Genomic DNA, 19,272 nt, shown 5'->3' on the forward strand with positions numbered 1-19,272 from the left:
CCTTTGTAGCACGTCCCGGGGCTCGTTCTGAACTACGATCGGCGCGTCGTCTGCCAGGCCTTCGCGTACTTCCAACTGGTGTAGGTGGAGTGATAGAGGTGAAGCAGGAAGCCCTCGCGACCGTCGAGGAATCCGAGGCGGAAGATGAAGTTCCAGAAGAAGGTAAAGGTGGGGATAAGGCAGACGTTGTAGTAGAAGCTCCACCAGGACCGGCTGGTCTTACCCTTTTCGACGATGATCTGTGCGCCGAGCGTGCTGTAGCGGTCCATGTGATCGATGTAACTTTCGATCGTGGGATAGGCGTGATGAATCAGGTCGTGCTGCAGCGTGTCGAGAATGCCGTCGAAGGCTATGGTCTCGTGAACCGGCCTTTCGGTAAAGCGTGCCGGCGGAGCGAAGTTGGCGGAGTTACGGCGAAAGAGCCGAAGCTTGGGATCCGGGTAGTAACCGCCATAGTGCATCCATGCTCCGAGAAAGAGATTGCGTCGCCGAATCATGTAAGCATCGGCTTTGGGTTTATTGCGCAGCAGGATTCGGATCTCGCGTTGAAGCTCGATCGTCAGCTCCTCATCGGCGTCGAGCGAGAGAATCCAGTTGCCTGTGCATTTTTCGATCGCGGAGTTCTTCTGCCGCGCAAAACCTTTCCAGGGCTCATGGACGACCTTGGCATCGAAATCGCGGGCTATTTCGACGGTGCGGTCGGTCGAGCCGGAGTCGACGACAATGATCTCATCGGCAAACTGAACGCTGGACAGCGTCCGCGCGAGATTGCCCTCTTCATTGAGCGTGATGATGGCGACAGAGAGGGTCTGCCGCTGAATGCCGTCATCTGTGGCCGCAAATTCGCTTCCACGATCTCGATGATCGGCGGAGGGAGTCTTGACCGGAATTTCAGGATCGATCGGCAAGCTAGAGGGATTGTGCCATATCCTGCGGTCTTGTCCAGTACCAGGACGATGTATTTTCCTCCAATGCTGGACGGGACGATTTTCAGGAAAGCGTGATGGAACTGTCTCCCAGGTGCTCGCGCAGGAGCCGCTGGGTGAGAAATTTGAGGTCTTCCCCGGTCTTCGGCAGGATGAAAGCATGTTTTTCTTCGGACCACTCGAGCTTGAAGCTGGTCGAGAGCGCCGAGATCCAGATCTGGCGAACGGGGGTGTTTGGCGTGAAGACGAACTTGCTGCCATCCTCTTCAAAGAGCACGTTCAGAACCCCATTCTTCTCTTCGGTCTCGAAGGGAACCTCATCGGAGTCGCTCTGCTCTTCGGCGAGGATGAGAGATTGTTTGAGGGCTTCTAAAGCCCCGTCTGATTCACGGCGGAAGGTCGCTTCGTCGAGCATGAATATAGTGTAGCGGCAGTTTTCTGCAATCCGTGCGAAACGAAGCGCCTGAGATAGAATGTTGGAAATCAACGAGCCGATCGCAAGAGATTTCGGCGCTTTCCAATCAAAAAAATACGGGATAGAAGGAGCTGTTTTGCACAGAGTTCTATTTCCGTTAATTCTGCTGTTTGCCGCCCCGGCTATCGAAGCTGAGGATAACGGCAACTTCATTGACAATTTTTCTTCCCGCTGGGAGGCGCGTGCAACGAAGACGCAGGCGGAACAGCCGAAGTGGGCTGTGCCTATGTTTTCGCCCTTTGCGACGTTGGCGCAGGTGTTTCGCAGCGACTTTACCAGTCAGCGGACCTCTGCGGGCCAGACGGACTGGCACTTCGGCAGTGGAAAGGGATTCAACCTGATCCCCTTTGCGAATACGCAGATCGATATTCTCGTTCCCGGCTGGATCATGCACGGTGGTGGTCAGCAGGACGGGTTCGGGGACATGATCCTGCTGGGTAAGTACAGGTTTACCGCACGACCCGAGAGGAAGGGGAACTACATCCTGAGCGGCGCGCTGGCCTGGACGATCCCGACGGGCAGCTATAAAAATGGTGCCCCCGCCTCAGTCATTACTCCGACGGTCATCGGCGGCAAAGGATTTGGGAAGTTCGCAGTCTTCAGCGCAGTCGGCGGCGGTCTGCCAGTCTCGAAGGTCTCTACAAGTGGGCGAACGATTCACTGGAATACAGTCGCGCAGTATAAGGTCGGCAAGTATTTCACTCCGGAGCTGGAGGTGAATACGACCAGCCACTTCGGCGGCACTAGGGATGGAAAGACACAGACCTTTCTATCGCCGGGGATTGTCGTTGGAAAGCTCCCGATCCGGAAGCTGGAGAGTAGCCGTCTGGGAATCACGGTCGGGGCCGGGTTCCAGACTGCGGTGACAAACTACCATACCCATAACAATACTTTTGCGACCAGCGTGCGGTTCGTGTTCTAACCCATACTGTTTGGTATTGGGGAGTACCGCAGATCCTTCGACTACGCCATTCAGGCTTCGCTCAGGAGGGCACTTTTTGAGGGAACAGGGAACAGAGGAAAGCGACTTGTCGCGGTCGAGATGACCGAGACAAGTCGCTCTTGATGAAGATCGTCCTAGAAGGGAATATCGTCGTCGGTGATTCCCTGGTCGGTGTAGTCGGGCTCGGCCGCAGGCCGCTGGTCGAAGCTGCTCGTGTTGGAGCGGGAATAGCCGCCGCCTCCACCGGAAGAGGAGCCTTCGCCGCGGCCACCGAGGAGACTCATCTCATTGACGAGAATCTCGGTGCGATAGCGCTTCTGACCGGACTCCTTGTCATCCCAGGAGCGCGTCTGGATCTTGCCTTCGATAAAGAGCTGGGTGCCTTTTTTGACGTAGTCCCGGACGATCTCGGCGGTGCGGTTGAAGGCGACCAGGTTGTGCCATTCGGTTCTGTCCTGCCAGTTCCCCTGCTGGTCTTTCGCGCGGTCCGCAGTGGCCAGGGAAAAGCTGGCGACGATGGTGCCGCCGGGCGTAGAGCGGATTTCGGGGTCTTTGCCCACGTTGCCGAGAAGAAGTACCTTGTTGACGCCTTTTGCCATGAGGAAGTGCTCCGATTTGTTTCAGGTTATGAAGGTTGAGGATAGCAGATGGGCCGCTGAATTGTGACGCTATTGCCCTGATGGCTGCGTCAGACAAATGTAGTTCGTTTTTATCGTCACGGGGCAACGGGTATCGATGCCGAAGCGATCTCCCGAGAGCCATCTCTTTCTACGGTTCCTCGCGGATTTAGCAATAAGCGGCACTTATCCTTATACTTGCGGGGACGGGTTTTATAACCAGCAGCGCAATCTATACGAATAAAGGAAGGCGAGATGAAACAGGTGGTGGTAATCGCCGGGCTGTTTGCAGCTTTGGCAGCGAGTCAGGGGTATGCGCAGATCAATGCAGGCGAACAGAAGGGCGATCCTAACCTGCCCTTCAATATGACGCAGGTGACGACGCTTAACCTGCCGTGGAGAATTGCGTTTCTTCCGGACGGTCGCATGCTGATCACCGAGAAGGTGGGTGGCGTGGTGCTGGTGACGCAGCAGGGGCAGAAGACCCCGGTGGCGAATGTGCCGCCGGTGCTTTATCGGGGGCAGGGGGGCCAACTGGGAGTATTTCTGTCGCCGCATTATGCCAAGGATCACAGTGTTTATCTGACGTATTCAGAGCCTGGGGATGGAGGCTCAAGTCTTGCATTGGCAAAGGCGAAGCTGGCGCTCGGGAAGGATTCGGCAAGTCTCGAGGACCTGAAGGTAATCTGGCGTGATGGGGAGAGAGGTCAGGGCGGCCAGTTCGGCGCGCAAGTGGCGTTTTCTCCGGATGGAAAATATCTGTTTCTGACCGTTGGTGACCGGCAGCGTATGACACCCGCACAGGACCCCAATCAGCCGCTCGGCAAGATTTTGCGCCTGACGCTGGATGGCAAGCCGGCAAAAGGGAATCCGATGGCAGGAAAGAAGGGTGCGGCCAGTGTGCCTGTCATCGATCCCCCATCTGACACGGAAGCTGCAAAGAATGCTCCGGTCGTCAGGACGTATACCTTCCCGGGAGCCAATCTGACGCCATCCGAGACCTGGACGACGGGGCATCGCACACCCTATGGCCTGGCCTTCGCACCGGATGGCCGCTTGTGGGAGCTGGAGCATGGCCCGCGAGGCGGCGATGAGCTTAATCTGATCCAACCCGGCAAGAACTATGGCTGGCCGCTGGTTTCATATGGCCACAACTATAACGGCGTGCCGATTCCCAGTCCCGACACAAGGCCAGACCTCACCAAACCTGTTATTTACTGGGTTCCAGTGATTGCTCCCGGCAGCCTTACTTTCTACAACGGCAAGATGTTTCCTCAGTGGAAGGGGTCTGCGCTGATCGGGGGACTGGCGACCAAGGTTCTTGACCGCATTACCTTCGATGACAAGGGTGGGGCAAAGCCTGCGGAGCGCTGGGATGTGGGGCACCGGATCCGCGACGTAGAGGTTGCCCCCGATGGCGCGGTCTGGCTGCTGGAGGATTCGCGCGAGGGCGGCGTATTTCGTGTGACGCCGAAGTAATGTTCGTTTTGCATTCTTGACGACAGAGCAACTCAGTCTTCAGGCCCACCACTCCCGGACAGATGGTGGGCCTGAAGTGTTTTGCGAGCACATGCTCTTCTTGCAGCCCCCGAAGGTGTCATCCTGACCGAAGCTTCTCGCGGCCGTATCGCGAGAAGCGCAGTCGAAGGAACTGTGGTCTCTTAGCCTTAGCGACTATCCCGAACCGCAGATCCTTCGATGGCATTGGAAACCGGTCGGAGACAGAAACAGAGGGAGCAGGTAGTCCAATAAAGAAGCCCTCCATCATGAATGGAGGGCTTCTTTATTTTCCTGAAGATGTTACCTTGTGCCAACTGGGAGAGAGAATGCGATGTATTCCTTGGAGGTTGCAGGAGTGGATTTGCCTCCGGGAGGCATGTAGGCGCCTTCTGGATAGACTGTTCCACCTCCGGTGACTGAAAAGAGAACGAACTCGCGGCCATTGACTTCATAGACGGCGGGAACGCCCTGCGAGCCGTTGGGAAGATCCTTGGTGAAGATGACCTTACCGTCGGCGCTGTTGAGGACATACAGCTTGGAATCGTTGCCGGCGAAGAGGACAAGTCCTCCGGCGGTGGTGACGAAGCCGCTCTTGGGATAGATATTGCCGCGCAGGGTATCGCTGGGTCCGGCCTGCGGGACATCGCCATAGGGCGTCTTCCACTTGATCTTGCCGGTATTGAGATCGTAGGCCGTGATCGTGCTCCAGGGGGGCGTGATGACGTAGGGCTCGTTGCCGTATCCGGTCTTATAGCGGGAAGGTGGCCCCTCAACGTCTTCGGGATAAGAGGGTTCTGTCCTGAACGCCCTCATCATGGCCTGTGCCGAGGGTGAAGCCGCTGTTCCGAGAGGCGCCAGGTCAGGCTGCTTGAGGAAGGCCATCAGCTCGTTCAAGGACTCTGCTGGCAGAGCGGAGAAGGAGGGCATGGTAGCTCTGCCGTGGAGAATGGTGTTACGCGTGGTGTCGGCCCCGAGGCGGCTGACGACGGTGTCGAGAGCAGGCCCGCGGTCTCCCTTCAACTCCGGACCGTGGCAGAACTGGCAGTTCTGTTCGTAGACGGCACGGCCCATCTGTTCCTGTGTGGGGAAGGGGGATTTATGCCTTGGCGCGTTGTGCGGGCGCGATGGAATCAGGCCGCCCGCGTTGGCGGTAGTGGATTCGCCCTCAGGAACCAGCTTGACGATCGAAGGCAGGTCCTTGGAGAGGACGTAGACGGTGCCGCTGGCGGCATCAGCGCCCGTACTGAAGAAGAGCGCTCCGCCGTTGACGCTGGGGAGATTGATGGTGTCCTGCCCGACGGCGGGAGGGGTATAGAGTCCGGTCCTCGCTTTGGACAGGCGATCTTTCCACCAGGGAATCTCTTCAGGCCTCATAAAGCCGGTGTACATGTCCTTGACGGTCATGCCCTGGCGGGCGAACGGAGGCACCACGGTGGGGAAAGGCTGTGTCGGCGAATAGGTTTCCCCGGGCACGTTTCCAGCCGGAACCGGTCGTTCTTCGATAGGCCACAGAGGCTTGCCGGTGACGCGATCAAAGACGTAAAGGAAGCCGTTTTTAGAAGCCAGCGCTACCGCATCGACGGTTTTGCCATCGTGCTTAACCGTTACGAGCTGTGGGGCGGAGTCAGGGTCGTAGTCCCATATATCGTGATGGATGGTCTGGAAGTGCCAGAGTTGCTTTCCTGTCCGGGCATCAAGTGCAAGGATGCAGTCGGCGTAGAGATTATTGCCGGGACGATCTCCGCCGTAGAGTTCGTACTTGGCCGAGGCGACCGGGAAATAGGCGATTCCCCGCTTGGTATCGACTGTTATCTCGCCCCATACATCGACGCCGCCCATGTACTTGTAGGCGTCCTTGGGCCAGGTGTCGTAGCCGGGTTCGCCGGGGCGGGGGATAGTATGGAAGACCCATAGGAGCTTTCCGGTCACCACGTCGAAGGCACGGATGTCGCCGGGGGGCGCCAGATATCCCTCTCCAGTTGCGCTGCCGAGGATCAGGATGTTTTCAAAGATGCGGCCAGCCGAGCGCGAGGCCAGAGGACGCGTTGCGCGATCGATGCCGATCTTCAGGTCCAGGCGGCCATGGTCGGCAAAAGAGTCGACGAGTTTGCCTGTGCGGGCGTCGAGCGCATAGAGAGAGCCGTTTGCGGTGACGAGGATGCGGCGGTCTTTGCGATCCTTGCTCTCCCAATAATTGGCGCCGCGCATGCCGGCGATTCCGGCAAAGCGTGAGGGGGTGTCGCCAGGAGCCGTGAAGGGGTGCGCCCACAGCTGTTTGCCGGTTGTGGCATCCAGCGCGACCAGAGAGCCTTTCTGTGCTGCCACGTATGCGATATTGTCGATAACGAGGGGACTGAAGGTGTACGAAATATCGTCTCCGGTGGGGAAGCTCCAGGCGACGTCGAGCTTATGGACGTTGCCTGTATTGATCTGCTTGAGCGGGGAATGATGTGAGCTTGCAGGTCCGCCGAGGTAATCCTGCCAGTTCGTTGTCTGCGCCGATGCAGAACCGGCACAGACAAAGGAGACAAGCACGGCAGCGGAGAGGTGCCCCAGACCGGGCATCGAAGGTCGTGGCATAGTGGTCCTGTTTATAACTGGTCTAAAAAGAGAGACAGGTTGCTGACGAGTGACGCCAGAGTATCCGGGGCCTTGCCTTCGCGACGTTTCTGGGCCTTTCACTTCTTTCCCCTTCCATGAATGAGCTGCGACTGGTCGCACTGAATAGTAGGGGAAGGCTGGTAGATTACGCAAGATGTTTTGCGCATTACGCAATTTATGAAAGATTTTTCGCAGTCCCAGGCCCGCCGGCAGGAGAGATCGAATGTCGCGGGTCTGGGTCGGGACCTCGGAGAAAGTTCACTTTGGGAACGTGTGATTACCGAAGGTTACGTCCGTGGTCCGGAAGGGTCATTTACCGGACGTACCAAATCTGCGAAGGTATGGTGGGAAGGACGGAATGCATTCTCTTCAGGGCTGTGATGGATGGATCGTCTAACGCTGTTCAGCATGCAGGGCGGCCTGCTCGCTTTTATGGGGATCGTCGTCTACCTGGCATGGCGAACCCAGCGCCGTCCCTACTCCGATAACGGACCTGCCTGGTTTTCAGTTGCGTATGTGGCCGGCGGCATCGGCCTGCTGCTGCAGGCGTATCGCGGAATCATCCCTTCCTTCTTTGCGGTCATCCTGGGGAATTTCCTCTTCCTGATGATTTACGTCTTCATGGAGCGGGCAATTGCTATTACGACGCGGCGACGCAGCTATATGTACTGGCTGCTGGGGCTGGATATTGCAATGACCCTGAGCTACCTGTACTTCACCTACGTAAAACCGGACGTGATCGCAAGGACGATTGAGGCCGTCATCGTCATGCCGGTAATGCAGATCCCGATCTGGGTTCATCTGGAGCGATGTCAGGAGAAGACGATCCGGCCGGCGCTGCGAGCCATGTCGCTGGTATTGCTGCTGCATATGGTGATGAACTTTGTGCGGGTAATAGGCGTGCTGCTGCTGCATCGAGCCGATGCCTGGTTTACCTGGACCGGCGTGATCACGGTGGCTGGAATGGCGATCTCGTTCATGTGGGTCGACTCCCTGCGGATTCGTGACGAGTTGGAGCGGCGGGCGATGACCGATCACCTGACAGGTCTGCTGAACCGGAGAGGGCTGGAGGAGTTTGGCGCGCGCGAGTTGAGCCGGGCTCGTCGTCTTCACCTGCCTTGCTCGGCGATGGCGATGGATCTCAACTGCTTCAAGCAGATTAATGATACCTACGGTCACGGCGCGGGCGATGATGCTCTTCGTGCGGTCGCTGCAGCCATTCGCGCTTCCACCCGCATCACCGACGTTGCGACGCGAATGGGTGGCGACGAGTTCTTTGTCATTCTTCCAGGGTCAGACGAACGTGGCGCCGCAGAGATCTGCAGCAGGCTGCGAGCGGCGATTCAGGCGGTAAGAGTGGAGGCTGCAGATGGCCAGAGTTTCTCCATCGCGCTGAGCATCGGTGGTGTGACCCTCCGGGAAGAGAAGATCACGATTGAAGATCTATTCCGCGAGAGCGACGCAAGACTCTACCTGGAGAAAGAGGCCTCGGTCGGCTGCGATGGACAGACGGCCCGTCCACGTCCCAGGCTGCTGCTGCGCCGCACCGTGGAGTAAAGAGAGACTAGCGCCGACGGTAATCGCCAAAGATCTTGAGGATGGCGAGGAGGAGCGTGAGCGAGCCGGTGGGGAGACATCCCATGGCGAGCATCAGGGCCAGCCAGCCGGCGTTGGTGTGGGGGCCCTGGCGGCCGATTCCACCGAAGAAGGCGTGGATGGCGATCACGCTGACGACGCCGATCCCGAAGATCCACAGACCGGTGCGGAGGACTTTGCGTGTATCAGGCTGGAGGAAGCTGGATGGCATGAGATCAGATCGTACTTCTGTTAGTGGATCGCGGATTGCATCCAGTAGACGACGACACCGGTGATAGAGACATAGAGCCAGATGGGCCAGGTATAACGAGCGAGCCTGCGATGCGCAGGGAAGCGTCCGGTGAGGGACAGAAAGAAGGTAATAAGAATCATCGGCAGGGCGATGGTCGAAAGGATGATGTGCGAGGCCAGGAGCTTCCAGTAGAAGGGCCACCAGGGGCTCAGGCGGTTGAAGTGGGTCTCGCCGTGCAGGTTGAAGTTGACCAGATACGAGACCAGAAAGATGGATGAAAAGATGAAGGCCGTGAACATAGCCGCGCGATGCTGGGCGATCCTGCGGGCGCGGATGAAGCGATAACCGGCAAGCAGAGCCACCGTGGACAGCGCGTTGAGGATAGCGTTCACCAGCGGGAGCGAGCGAAGCTGGGTTCCGGCGACATCGGTTGGGGTATGGAAGTAGACCAGCCAGCAGATGAAGGCGCTGGCGGCAACGCTGATCGCGACAATGGCGACAATGATGGACGGCGGTGTACGAAGCGTCTCGGAAGGCCGGGGCGTGCGTATGTTCATCAGAAGAACAGGCGTCCTTTCGCATCGAGCATCATGGCTGCCATCAACAGTGGGAGATAGATCACCGATGCCTTAAGCAGATCGCAGGCGTAGGTGCGGGACTCCGGGGCCATTGGGTTGCGGGTGATACGGGCAAAGCGGATGGTGTACCAGAGGTATCCCGCCGAGAGAATGGCGGCGATCACGCCATAAATGTTTCCGGTGACACCGAGCCAGGTGGGCCAGATGCTTACAGGGACCATCAGGACTGCATAGAAGAGCGACTGGATGACGGTCGAACGCGCGGCGAAGACTTCGTCGGGCTGTGTGGGGGTGAGGCGGATTCCCGCAGAGGCGTAGTCGTCGCGGTACATCCAGCCGATGGCCATGAAGTGAGGAAACTGCCAGACGAAGAGGATGGCGAAGAGTGCAATGGCAGGCCATTCGATGACGCCCCGTGCAGCAGTCCAGCCGATGAGTGGTGGAAGCGCACCCGGGAAGGCCCCAATGAAGGTGTTCACGACGGTAATGCGCTTCAGCGGAGTGTAGATTCCGACGTAGCCGACGGCGGTGATGAGGGTGAGGGTCCCGGTCAGCAGGTTGGTGACGTGTGCCAGGTAGACGGAGCCAAGGAAGATGGCAGCGAATCCAACCAGAAGGCCATGGGCGAGCGAGATGCGTCCGGCAGCCATGGGGCGGTTGGAGGTTCGGCGCATCAGGGCGTCGGTGCGGCGCTCGAGTGCCTGATTAAGCGCGCTGGAACCGCAGGTAACGACGGCGATACCGGCCATAGCGCGTATGAGTCCCAGGTTAAAGGGGCTGATTCCGCTGGCGAGTGACGCTAGGTAGAAACCTGCCGCGGCCGTGATGACCACCATGACAGAGACGCGCAGCTTAAAAAGGGTGGCGTAGTCGGCAAAGAGACCAGGCTGGGCCGAGGTCTTTTCGGTAGCAAGACTTGCCGGAGTTGTAGCGGATTGTGCCACGTAATAAGGATACCGCTTTTAGACTGTGGCGGTTCGGGGAGCAGAGCGATTAGCGGACGTGGGGATGGCCGCAGGAGGGGCAGCAGCGTCTTCGTCTACGCCCTATGGGCTTTGTTTAGGGCGAAAGGGCGATGACGGAGGGTGTCTGTGCATTCCTGCAAACCCACCCTAGCTTCGCGAAGAGGGGGACCCGGTTTGTGTCTGACGAGAGAGGTTTTTCACGGATGCGGGCGCATGGCCGCCAGAAGCGCCTCGGCACTGGGCTGGGTATTGAGGACATCGACGGCGGTGAGCCAGGCGCGGCGAAGCTGGGTGATTCCGTAGCGGATCTGGTCCAGCTCGGCAGTGGAATGGGCGTCGGTGTTGACTACGATTTTGCAGCCGTGCTGTTTGGCCAGGCGCAGGTGAAGGTCGTTCAGGTCGGCGCGGGCGGGGCTGGCGTTGTGTTCGACGGCGACGCCAAGCTCGGCCGCACGCCTGATGACAGTTTCGACGTTGACGGCGTAAGGATCGCGCTTGAGTACCTTGCGACCGGTGGGGTGTCCCAGGATGCGGACGTACGGGTTCTCCATGGCGTGAAGGATACGGTTGGTGATCTCTTCCGCCGGCTGATCGAAGCGGCTGTGTACGCTGGCGACGACGATGTCCATTTGGGCGAGGGTGTCGTCGGAGAGGTCGAGATCGCCCTCGGCAAGAATATCGACCTCGACGCCGGCGAGGACGCGGATGCGTCCCTCCATCTCGGCGTCGATCTCGCGAATGCGCTTGATGTGAGCCAGAGCGCGACGGTCGTCCATGCCATTGGTCATCGCGAGATTCTTGGAGTGGTCGGTGATGGCAATGTACCTGAGTCCGCGGTCGAGTGCGGCCTCGGCCATCTCGCGAATCGTGTTGCCACCGTCGGTTTCCACGGTATGCATGTGGAGATCGCCGCGAATGTCGGTGAGGGTGATGAGGCTGGGCAGAGTGTGATTGGCGGCAGCCTCAAGCTCTCCGGAGTTTTCGCGAAGCTCGGGTGGGATGTAATCGAGGTCGAGGGCGCGGTAGATCAGTTCCTCGGTAGCGGCGGCGACGATGGCGTTGTCTTCGACCCGGACGAGAGCGTACTCGTTGAGAGTCATGCCGCGCTTGATGGCCCGCTGCCGCAGGGCCACATTGTGCATCTTGGAGCCGGTGAAGTATTGGAGTGCGGCCCCATAGCTGGCGCGTGGCAGCAGGCGGACGTCCACCTGGAAGTTGTTGCGGAGCGTGAAGCTGACCTTGTTCTGGCCGCGGGCCAGCAGCTTGTCGATGAGCGGAAGGGTGGCGACGTGCTCGACGGCCGCTGCAACAACGTCGGGCTCGCAGGCAGGCCCAGTGACGAGAAGGTCGAGATCGCCGACGGTTTCGCGTCCGCGACGGAGCGAGCCTGCGGGAGTAATCTCTTCGATGCCCGGAAACTCGCGGATGAGAGCGGAGATACGCTCCGCCTGTTCGCGGGCCTGGTCGATGCGGAAACGGCTGGAGTTTTTGCGGTAGTCCTCGATGCCCTTCAGGAGTTTGGTGGTGAACTTCTCGCCCATGCGGGGAAGTTTGTTCAGGTGACCCGCCTTGGCGGCCTCTTCCAGCCCGTCGATATCGCAGACCTCGAGGGCTGACCAGACCAGAGCTACGGTCTTAGGTCCCATGCCGGGCAGATGAAGCAGTTCCAGCATGGAGGGACGATACTTTTTGAGGAGTTCGTCGCGGAGAGGGGTCGAGCCGGTTCGCAGGATATCGACGATATTCGCGGCCATGCCTTTGCCGATGCCCGCGATGGTCAGGAGCTGTTTGGGATCGTCTGCGAGCAGGGCAAGCTGGGATGTCTGCTGTTCCACAGCCTCAGCGGCCCGCCGGTAGGAACGGATGCGAAAGGGATCGGCTGCATCGATTTCCAATAAAGCAGCCGTCTCCTCGAGCACTCGTGCAATCGATATATTGTCCATTTAAACTCTGACCCGAAGCTCTGCTTTCTATCGAAGCTCCTGAGTCAGTATGCCGCATTCCCGTTTGACGCGGAGAAGGCTGGCCGACAAATCGTCCTGGGAAAATCCATGCCCCGGAACGAGAGATCCGGCGAATCTCTGTGGTCTAGCGGGGAGGTAGATGTTTTAGCTTGCCAGTTCCTTAATGCGGAATACCTGATCTGCCTGGGGGCCTTTTGCGCCTTGGATGATATCGAACTCTACTTCATCGCCCTCTTTGAGACTCTTGTAGCCTTCCCGTTGGATCGAGGTGTAGTGAACGAAGACATCGGCTCCTCCGTCACGGCCAAGGAAGCCATACCCCTTTGCGTTGTTGAACCACTTCACGGTGCCTTTGTACTGTGCCAAGACCCTTGCTCCTTACGATCAATTCAACCCGAAGGGCCTGCCGGGGCAGACACTCCGGATAAAAAGTTGGGACGCAAAAGTGGTCAAGGAGGTTTTCTGCAAAAATTGCCGATGACCCTGTAAATGCTGATTGTTCGGGACTAAGAGATCGTCAGCAGCAGCTACTTCAGAAGATTTTGCTGGCGCAAACGATCGTAAAGCATCAACCCGATCAATGTCTTACCGTCATGGATCTTGTTTTGCGATGCCAGTGAAAGCGCCTGGGAGAGAGGTATACGAATGACTTCGATCTGCTCATCTTCCTCCGGCTGCGCGACTCCGCCGCGAATATCGCGCGCCAGGTAGATCTGCATCCATTCGCCGAGAAAGCCGGGGCTGGCAAAATACTTGGTGAGCAGGGTCCAACGTCTGGCGCGGTAGCCGGTCTCCTCGATCATCTCGCGTTTGGCTGCGGCCAAGGTGGCTTCGCCCGGCTCGACGCGGCCTGCGGGCAGCTCCAGCAGAAACTGCCCGGTGGCGTGACGATACTGGCGCTCGAGGATAATGTGGGGATCGGCAGGGTTCACCGACTCATCGACGGCGAGGATGACGACCGATCCGTTGTGACGAATGACCTCACGAATGTTCTTTGCGCCGCCGGGTTCGATCACCTCGTCACGGAAGACAGAGAATACCTTGCCCTTGTATACCTCTTTTGAGGAAAGTAGCTTACTTTTACCGGATCTGCGGGCAGAGGCAGGCTTGGAGGCGGCTGGTTTTGCTTTGCGCAGCACGCTGGAAGTTCGAGACAATCTGGATTTTTTCGCACTCGTTTTTTGGGGCGCCATGTCGCTACGGTATCATCCCTGCATCGGGAGCTTTCATAGGCGCATCCAAGGAGCTGCTGGAAAAAATGGGACCGGAAGGTCCCAGAGTTGCATCAGATAGAGAACTTCAAGCAAAGTATTTGCAATGAAAGTCCTTGGCGGATTCAAATCGAGTCTGCGGGCAGGAAGATGAGACTCGAGGATGAAGGACTGCCATGAGCGTTGAGTGTTATCCGATAACGGTGTTGCCCCATATATCGCAACTGTACCGCGATTATCTGGTGATGGGGGACAACGCGGAGAGCCCGGTTCGGTCGTGGTATGGCTCAGGCGATTCCGGCGGCCCCTTTGCGGGCGGATGGATGAAGAGCTCTTCCTCGGTTGAGAATCCCCACCGCCTGGCAGAGGAGCTTCTTCGACAGAACCGGAGCTTCGGCGCGAGCGCAGAGACGATCTCGAATATTGAAAAACTGAGGGAGGGGGCACGGGCAGTCGTTACCGGACAGCAGGTTGTCCTGTTCGGCGGCCCGCTGTTGACGCTGCTGAAGGCTTCGGCCGCGATCTCGCGGGCACGCGAGGCGACACGTATCACCGGGATCGAGCATGTTCCCGTTTTCTGGATGGCAACTGAGGATCACGACCTGGCAGAGGTGGACCAGGCGGCGCTGCTTACGAAGACGGAGGTTGAAGTCTTCAAGGCTGGATTGCGTGTTTCGCTGCCGGTACCAGTCGGAGATGTGCCACTGAACCAGGAGACGGCGCCCCTGCTGGAACAGGCGATCGAGCGGGCGACGGAGCTGCTGGAGTACGCTCCGGTCAGTGAGTGGATCCGCGAGGCGTATCTGGCAGAAGGAGCTACGCTGGCAAGCGCCTTCGGCAAATTGATGGCCAGAATCTTCGCTCAGCAGGGCCTGGTGATCGTTGACGCGGCGAGCCGCGAGTTTCATGCGATGGGGGCTTCGACGCTGCAGTATGCCATTGAGCATGCCGACGAACTGCGCCAGCGGCTGCTGTCGCGTACGCAGGAGCTGACGCAGAACGGATATCACGCCCAGGTTCTTGTCTCAGATACCTCGTCATTGCTCTTCCTGCTGGATGCCGAGACGGGCGAGCGGCTGGCGTTGCGGCCAGTGAATGATCTTTCCGAGTCCGAGACGCGCTGGCGCGCCGGCTCGCATGTGTTTTCCAAGGATGATCTGCTGAAGATTCTGGAGAGATCGCCGGAGCGATTGAGCCCCAACGCTCTTCTGAGGCCTGTCTTCCAGGACACGGTTCTGCCGACGGCGGCGTATATCGGCGGACCTGCAGAGATTGCGTACTTTGCCCAGAGCGAGGTCCTCTACAGGGCGATTCTGGGGCGAGTAACGTCGGTGTTGCCACGTCTGAGCGCAACTCTGATTGAGCCTGCAATCGATACCGTGATGCAGAAGGACGAGATTCAGCTTTCGGATGCGATGACCACAGCAGACGAGCTGGCGCTGCGCCTGGGCGCACGGGCGATGCCAATCCCCCTAAAGCGCAAGCTGGCGGCTGTTGGCAATGCCCTGGAGACAGAGCTGGATGCCCTGACAGAGTACCTGCGCGGTATCGACGCTTCTCTTGGAACAGCGGCGGAGACTTCGGGCTCGAAGATGCGATACCAGATGGACCGCCTGCGGAGGATGGCTGCAAACTTCGGTCTGCAGAAAGAAGCTTCGCTGAAGAAGCACGCGGCTGCGATCACGCTGAATCTCTATCCGGACGGACATCCTCAGGAACGGCTGCTGGCGGGGGCCTGGTTTCTCGCCCGCTATGGTGACGGATTGATCGATCGCCTCGTGCAGGTAGCGAACAATCAGTGCCCGGGCCATGTGGTGGTGCGCCTGTAGGCGATCCATAGCGTGCGTTTTGCTTCTGTATCAAGGAGCATTAAAATGGCGCACGAGGAGTCTGCCATGGGTCTTAGCGATCAGCCATTTGAAGTAATGTGTCCCGACTGCGGAGCGATGCTGAAGATTGACCCGGTGACCCGCGCGATCATCTCTCATAAGTCCGCGCCAAAGAAGAAGACTTTCGAAGACTTCGGGGAGGCCGCCAAGGCGTTGCGCGAGGCGGATGCACGGCGCGACTCGATCTTCCAGCAATCCATGGACGCCCAGAAGAACAAGGATGATGTGCTGGCGAAGAAGTTTGCCGAGGCGGTGAAGAAGGCCAAGGAGACTCCGCTGGGCGAAAAGCCGTTGCGGGATTTCGACCTCGATTGAGTGTCGCGCATAGCTTTGGCGTTTAAACTTGATCCATGCCACCGATTCTGAATGCGCAGGCGCTCTCGAAGAGCTTTGGCGCGACCCCGTTGTTTCGCGATATTGCTTTCACGGTCTCTGACGGAGATCGCATTGGCCTGATTGGCCCGAATGGAGCAGGCAAAAGCACCCTGCTGAAGATTCTGGCCGGAGAAGAAGACGCAGACGCAGGCGATCTCGCGGTTCGCAAGAAGGCACGCATCGGCTATGTCCGGCAGGAGTCGACCTTCGCGCCGGGAAAGACAGTACGCGACGTTCTGGAGTCGGCGCTTGCAGCTGGCCACGTGGCCGATGCCGAACGCGAGGGCAAGCTGCGTGAGACGAGCGGACGCATCGGCCTCCCTGATGTGAGCGTCGAAGCAGCCACGCTGAGCGGAGGATGGCGCAAGCGGCTGGCGATTGCAGAGGCTGTCGTCTCGGCGCCGGACGTACTGCTGCTGGATGAGCCGACCAATCACTTAGATCTCGCAGGGATTGCGTGGCTTGAGGAGCTTCTGAACCAGGGGGAGTTTGCTTCGGTCATCATCACGCACGATCGCTACTTTCTGGAGAATGTGTCCACAGAGATCGTCGAGCTGAACCGTGTCTATGCGGATGGCCTGCTGCGAGTGGACGGGACGTATTCGAAATTCATCGAGGCCAGACAGGCATACCTTGATTCTCAGTCGCGTCTGGAAGAGTCGCTGCGCAACCGTGTTCGAACGGAGATTGAGTGGCTTCGCCGCGGTCCCAAGGCTCGCGCAACAAAAGCGAAGGCCCGGATCGACACTGCCCATCAGCTGATCGGGCAGTTGAAGGATGTTTCGGCTCGCAATCAAAGTTCTTTGGTAACGGTGGGCTTTGAGTCCACGGATCGTCAGACAAAGCGCCTGGTGGAGCTGAACGATGTCACCATCGAGCTTGGCGGCAAGAAGATCGTGGAGCATCTCGATTTCCTGATCACCAACGGCATGCGCGTGGGCCTGGTAGGGCCGAACGGAAGCGGAAAGACGACGATTCTGCGTTTGCTGAAGGATGAGCTTGCGCCTGCTGCAGGGGAGGCCAGGAAGGCAGGTTCGCTGCGAATCGTTTACTTCAGCCAGACGCGAGAGCTTCCCGAAAGCGTGACGCTGCGGCGTGCGCTTGCGCCGGATTCAGATTCCGTGGTCTACCAGGGCCGAGTAGTGCATGTGGCGAGCTACGCCCAGAAGTTTCTGTTTACGGGCGAGCAGTTGAATCAGCCTGTAGAACGGCTGAGCGGAGGAGAGCGGGCCCGTGTGTTGATCGCAAGGCTGATGCTCGAACCCGCAGATCTTCTGCTGCTCGACGAGCCGACCAACGATCTGGATATCGCCACGCTGGAGGTGCTGGAAGAGAGCCTGCTGGAGTACACCGGCGCTCTGGTGCTGGTAACGCACGACCGCTATATGCTCGATCGAGTCTCGACGACGGTGCTTGGGCTCGATGGAAAGGGAAGTGCTGCAGTCTTCGCGGATTATCCGCAGTGGGAACAGTGGTTCCTGGAGCAGACGGCGCCGAAGGCGGAAAAGGAGATCAGGCAGGAGAGCGGGGCGGTGGCTGTATCTGCGACAGCGCCGGTGAAGAAGAAGCTCTCCTACCTGGAGGCGCGCGAGTTTGCGGAGATCGAGGAGCGCGTCGAGGCTGCGGACGCTCGCCTGGAAACGGCTAAGGCTCGCGTTGGCGATCCAGAGGTGGCGGTGGATGCGGCGAAGCTGACAGAAGCGCTGGCAGAGATGGAAACGGCGCAAGCCGAGGTGGATACGCTATACGCTCGCTGGGCGGAACTGACCGAAAAGGCCGGATGAGGATGGGAAGCTCGTTAAGCGCCGACCGGATCGTGAGAGGATCGGCGCTCATCGGGTGTGAGTGATGAGGAGTCGTTACCGGGGCGACCACTGCTCGTCGGCCGAGGGACCGTACAGCGCAGGAACAGGAATATCGTTAAGGCGAAGATAGACGCCGAGCTGCGCCGTGTGATGAATCATGTGGTTGAAGAACATCAGGCGGAAGGTCGTCGAGCGGGGAAGGTTTGCGATGAGCTGATCTCCGAAACTGAACTTCCAGGGCGCAGAGAGGGTCTCATCCGAGGCGCTCGCCAGTGCCTCTCTGCAGGCCTTGGTGGCTTCATCCAGTTGCTTCAGGGCCGCCTCGCGGGTCGTAAACTCGAGGACGATGCGGGGCCTCTTCGGCTGGGCCATGTCCATGCTGTCATCGAGGATGATATATGAGCCGAAGAACGGCAGCGTGGCGCAATGCATCGCCAGCCTTCCCATCTCCATCGATTTGTCATGACACTTCCAGTCGTTCTTGCCCTCTGGAACGCGCTCGAGCGTCCGGCGGGTGTTGGAGATCTCAGCGTCGAAGTCCTGAAGTAACTGTTCAGCGATCATGCGATTTTCCTTTCAGGGATGGAGTGCAAAAAGGGGTGAGATTCTGAAACAAGACTTAAAGCTACAACGCCGATACTGACAGGGTGTGTCAGCATCGGCGTCCGTTTTAGAAACTTTCTTAGAGCCCCGTGATGTTGTAGCCCGCATCCACGTAGGTGATCTCGCCGGTAATTCCGCTGGAGAGATTGCTTGCCAGGAAGAGAGCGGCATTGCCGATCTCAAGCTGATCGACGTTCCGATGGAGCGGAGCGCGCTCTTCGACCGCAGTGAGGATCTTGGTGAAGTCTCCGATACCACGTGCAGCCAGCGTCTTGATAGGACCGGCGGAGATGGCGTTGACGCGGATGTTCTTCGAACCAAGTGAGGCGGCGAGATAACGCACGCAGGCCTCCAGCGAGGCTTTCGCCAGGCCCATGACGTTGTAGTTGGGGAAGACCTTGGTTGATCCGTAATAGGTAAGGGTCATGATGGAGCCACCCTCGGTCATCAGCGGCGCTGCGGCCCGCGCGACAGCAATCAGCGTGTAGGAACTGACATCGTGGGCGATGCGGAACCCCTCGCGGCTGGTCAACAGGAAATCGTTCTTAATCTCATCGGGCGGTGCGAAGGCTACGGCATGGACGAGGATATCGAGCTTGCCGTAGGTCTGCTTGAAAGTGGCAAAGAGGGTGTCGATCTCGGCGTCGATGGAGAGGTCGCACTGGAACGTCCGGGCATCGGGGAGCGAGGCGGCCAGCTCGTCGGCGTCACGCTTGAGACGCTCGCTCTGATAGCTGATGGCGAGTGTGGCCCCGGCGTCCGAGAGCTTCTGGGCGATTCCCCAGGCGATACTGCGCTTGTTGGCGAGTCCGAAGATGACGGCGACTTTGCCCTTGAGATCGATCATGATTTCCGTTGCTTCTCCTCTGAAATTTCCCTGCTAAGGATAGCAGCCTCCCCACGAATCGGTGAGTGCACACTCCAGGTTAGAAGTATGACTTCCCTAGAAATTCTATCGGAGTACTATGTTTCCCATAGAAGTTCTATTGGAG

At 58.6% G+C, this 19,272-nt stretch carries 18 protein-coding genes; 6 read left to right on the forward strand and 12 right to left on the reverse strand.

Going from position 1 to position 19,272, the window contains the following annotated elements; genetic code table 11:
* Window positions 1-32 precede the first annotated feature (32 nt).
* Together GWR55_RS00320 and cyaY are read right to left on the reverse strand one after the other, a co-directional pair.
* The gene (locus tag GWR55_RS00320) at window positions 33-908 is read right to left on the reverse strand and encodes a glycosyltransferase family 2 protein (protein WP_370521255.1); all 876 of its coding nucleotides are present in this window, start codon (window positions 906-908) and stop codon (window positions 33-35) included.
* Window positions 909-990: 82 nt separating this feature from the next.
* Window positions 991-1,341 carry an iron donor protein CyaY gene (gene cyaY / locus GWR55_RS00325; RefSeq protein WP_162400480.1) on the reverse strand — a complete coding sequence of 117 codons (351 nt, stop codon included), beginning with the start codon at window positions 1,339-1,341 and terminating at the stop codon, window positions 991-993.
* A 136-nt stretch (window positions 1,342-1,477) separates the two neighbouring features.
* On the opposite strand from cyaY, the gene GWR55_RS00330 reads away from it, so the two are divergent.
* On the forward strand, window positions 1,478-2,323 hold the full coding sequence (locus tag GWR55_RS00330) for a hypothetical protein (RefSeq protein WP_162400481.1): 846 nt from the start codon (window positions 1,478-1,480) through the stop codon (window positions 2,321-2,323).
* Between the two features lie 155 nt (window positions 2,324-2,478).
* Here the strand turns inward: GWR55_RS00330 and GWR55_RS00335 are convergent, their stop codons facing one another.
* Window positions 2,479-2,943 carry a single-stranded DNA-binding protein gene (locus tag GWR55_RS00335; RefSeq protein ID WP_162400482.1) on the reverse strand — a complete coding sequence of 155 codons (465 nt, stop codon included), beginning with the start codon at window positions 2,941-2,943 and terminating at the stop codon, window positions 2,479-2,481.
* A 273-nt stretch (window positions 2,944-3,216) separates the two neighbouring features.
* On the opposite strand from GWR55_RS00335, the gene GWR55_RS00340 reads away from it, so the two are divergent.
* On the forward strand, window positions 3,217-4,440 hold the full coding sequence (locus GWR55_RS00340; RefSeq protein WP_162400483.1) for a PQQ-dependent sugar dehydrogenase: 1,224 nt from the start codon (window positions 3,217-3,219) through the stop codon (window positions 4,438-4,440).
* A 321-nt stretch (window positions 4,441-4,761) separates the two neighbouring features.
* Here the strand turns inward: GWR55_RS00340 and GWR55_RS00345 are convergent, their stop codons facing one another.
* Window positions 4,762-7,041 (reverse strand): PQQ-binding-like beta-propeller repeat protein, encoded by a 2,280-nt coding sequence (locus tag GWR55_RS00345; RefSeq protein WP_202925549.1) that lies wholly within the window; start codon window positions 7,039-7,041, stop codon window positions 4,762-4,764.
* A gap of 405 nt (window positions 7,042-7,446) precedes the next feature.
* On the opposite strand from GWR55_RS00345, the gene GWR55_RS00350 reads away from it, so the two are divergent.
* Window positions 7,447-8,619 (forward strand): GGDEF domain-containing protein, encoded by a 1,173-nt coding sequence (locus GWR55_RS00350; protein ID WP_162400484.1) that lies wholly within the window; start codon window positions 7,447-7,449, stop codon window positions 8,617-8,619.
* Window positions 8,620-8,626: 7 nt separating this feature from the next.
* Here the strand turns inward: GWR55_RS00350 and GWR55_RS00355 are convergent, their stop codons facing one another.
* From GWR55_RS00355 to GWR55_RS00380, 6 genes are all read right to left on the reverse strand, one after another.
* Window positions 8,627-8,869 carry a hypothetical protein gene (locus GWR55_RS00355; RefSeq protein ID WP_162400485.1) on the reverse strand — a complete coding sequence of 81 codons (243 nt, stop codon included), beginning with the start codon at window positions 8,867-8,869 and terminating at the stop codon, window positions 8,627-8,629.
* A 20-nt stretch (window positions 8,870-8,889) separates the two neighbouring features.
* Window positions 8,890-9,447 carry a DUF420 domain-containing protein gene (locus GWR55_RS00360; RefSeq protein ID WP_162400486.1) on the reverse strand — a complete coding sequence of 186 codons (558 nt, stop codon included), beginning with the start codon at window positions 9,445-9,447 and terminating at the stop codon, window positions 8,890-8,892.
* A complete protein-coding gene (gene cyoE, locus GWR55_RS00365) occupies window positions 9,447-10,412 on the reverse strand; it encodes a heme o synthase (protein WP_238398540.1) in 966 nt (321 codons plus the stop codon). Before cyoE ends, GWR55_RS00360 begins: the two co-directional genes overlap by 1 nt.
* A gap of 218 nt (window positions 10,413-10,630) precedes the next feature.
* Entirely contained in the window at window positions 10,631-12,376 is a 1,746-nt protein-coding gene (polX, locus tag GWR55_RS00370) for a DNA polymerase/3'-5' exonuclease PolX (protein WP_162400487.1), read from the reverse strand.
* Between the two features lie 165 nt (window positions 12,377-12,541).
* Window positions 12,542-12,763, reverse strand: a complete 222-nt coding sequence (locus GWR55_RS00375; protein WP_162400488.1) for a cold-shock protein — start codon at window positions 12,761-12,763, stop codon at window positions 12,542-12,544.
* Between the two features lie 161 nt (window positions 12,764-12,924).
* A complete protein-coding gene (locus GWR55_RS00380) occupies window positions 12,925-13,536 on the reverse strand; it encodes an NUDIX hydrolase (protein ID WP_238398541.1) in 612 nt (203 codons plus the stop codon).
* A gap of 248 nt (window positions 13,537-13,784) precedes the next feature.
* Here GWR55_RS00380 and bshC point away from each other — a divergent pair, with 248 nt between their 5' ends.
* The 3 genes from bshC to GWR55_RS00395 are packed head-to-tail and all read left to right on the forward strand — an operon-like array spanning window position 13,785 to window position 17,656.
* Window positions 13,785-15,437, forward strand: coding sequence for a bacillithiol biosynthesis cysteine-adding enzyme BshC (bshC, locus tag GWR55_RS00385; RefSeq protein WP_162400490.1), 1,653 nt, complete (start codon window positions 13,785-13,787; stop codon window positions 15,435-15,437).
* 45 nt (window positions 15,438-15,482) lie between these two features.
* Window positions 15,483-15,812, forward strand: a complete 330-nt coding sequence (locus GWR55_RS00390) for a hypothetical protein (protein ID WP_238398542.1) — start codon at window positions 15,483-15,485, stop codon at window positions 15,810-15,812.
* 35 nt (window positions 15,813-15,847) lie between these two features.
* Window positions 15,848-17,656 (forward strand): ABC-F family ATP-binding cassette domain-containing protein, encoded by a 1,809-nt coding sequence (locus GWR55_RS00395; protein WP_162400491.1) that lies wholly within the window; start codon window positions 15,848-15,850, stop codon window positions 17,654-17,656.
* A 75-nt stretch (window positions 17,657-17,731) separates the two neighbouring features.
* On the opposite strand, the gene GWR55_RS00400 is transcribed toward GWR55_RS00395, so the two are convergent.
* Both GWR55_RS00400 and GWR55_RS00405 read right to left on the reverse strand, forming a co-directional pair.
* Window positions 17,732-18,241, reverse strand: coding sequence for a DinB family protein (locus tag GWR55_RS00400; RefSeq protein ID WP_162400492.1), 510 nt, complete (start codon window positions 18,239-18,241; stop codon window positions 17,732-17,734).
* A 118-nt stretch (window positions 18,242-18,359) separates the two neighbouring features.
* Window positions 18,360-19,127: an enoyl-ACP reductase gene (locus GWR55_RS00405; RefSeq protein WP_162400493.1), complete on the reverse strand. Its 768-nt coding sequence runs from the start codon at window positions 19,125-19,127 to the stop codon at window positions 18,360-18,362.
* Between the last annotated feature and the right edge of the window lie 145 nt (window positions 19,128-19,272).

This window comes from Edaphobacter sp. 12200R-103, assembly GCF_010093025.1.
GTDB lineage: Bacteria > Acidobacteriota > Terriglobia > Terriglobales > Acidobacteriaceae > Edaphobacter.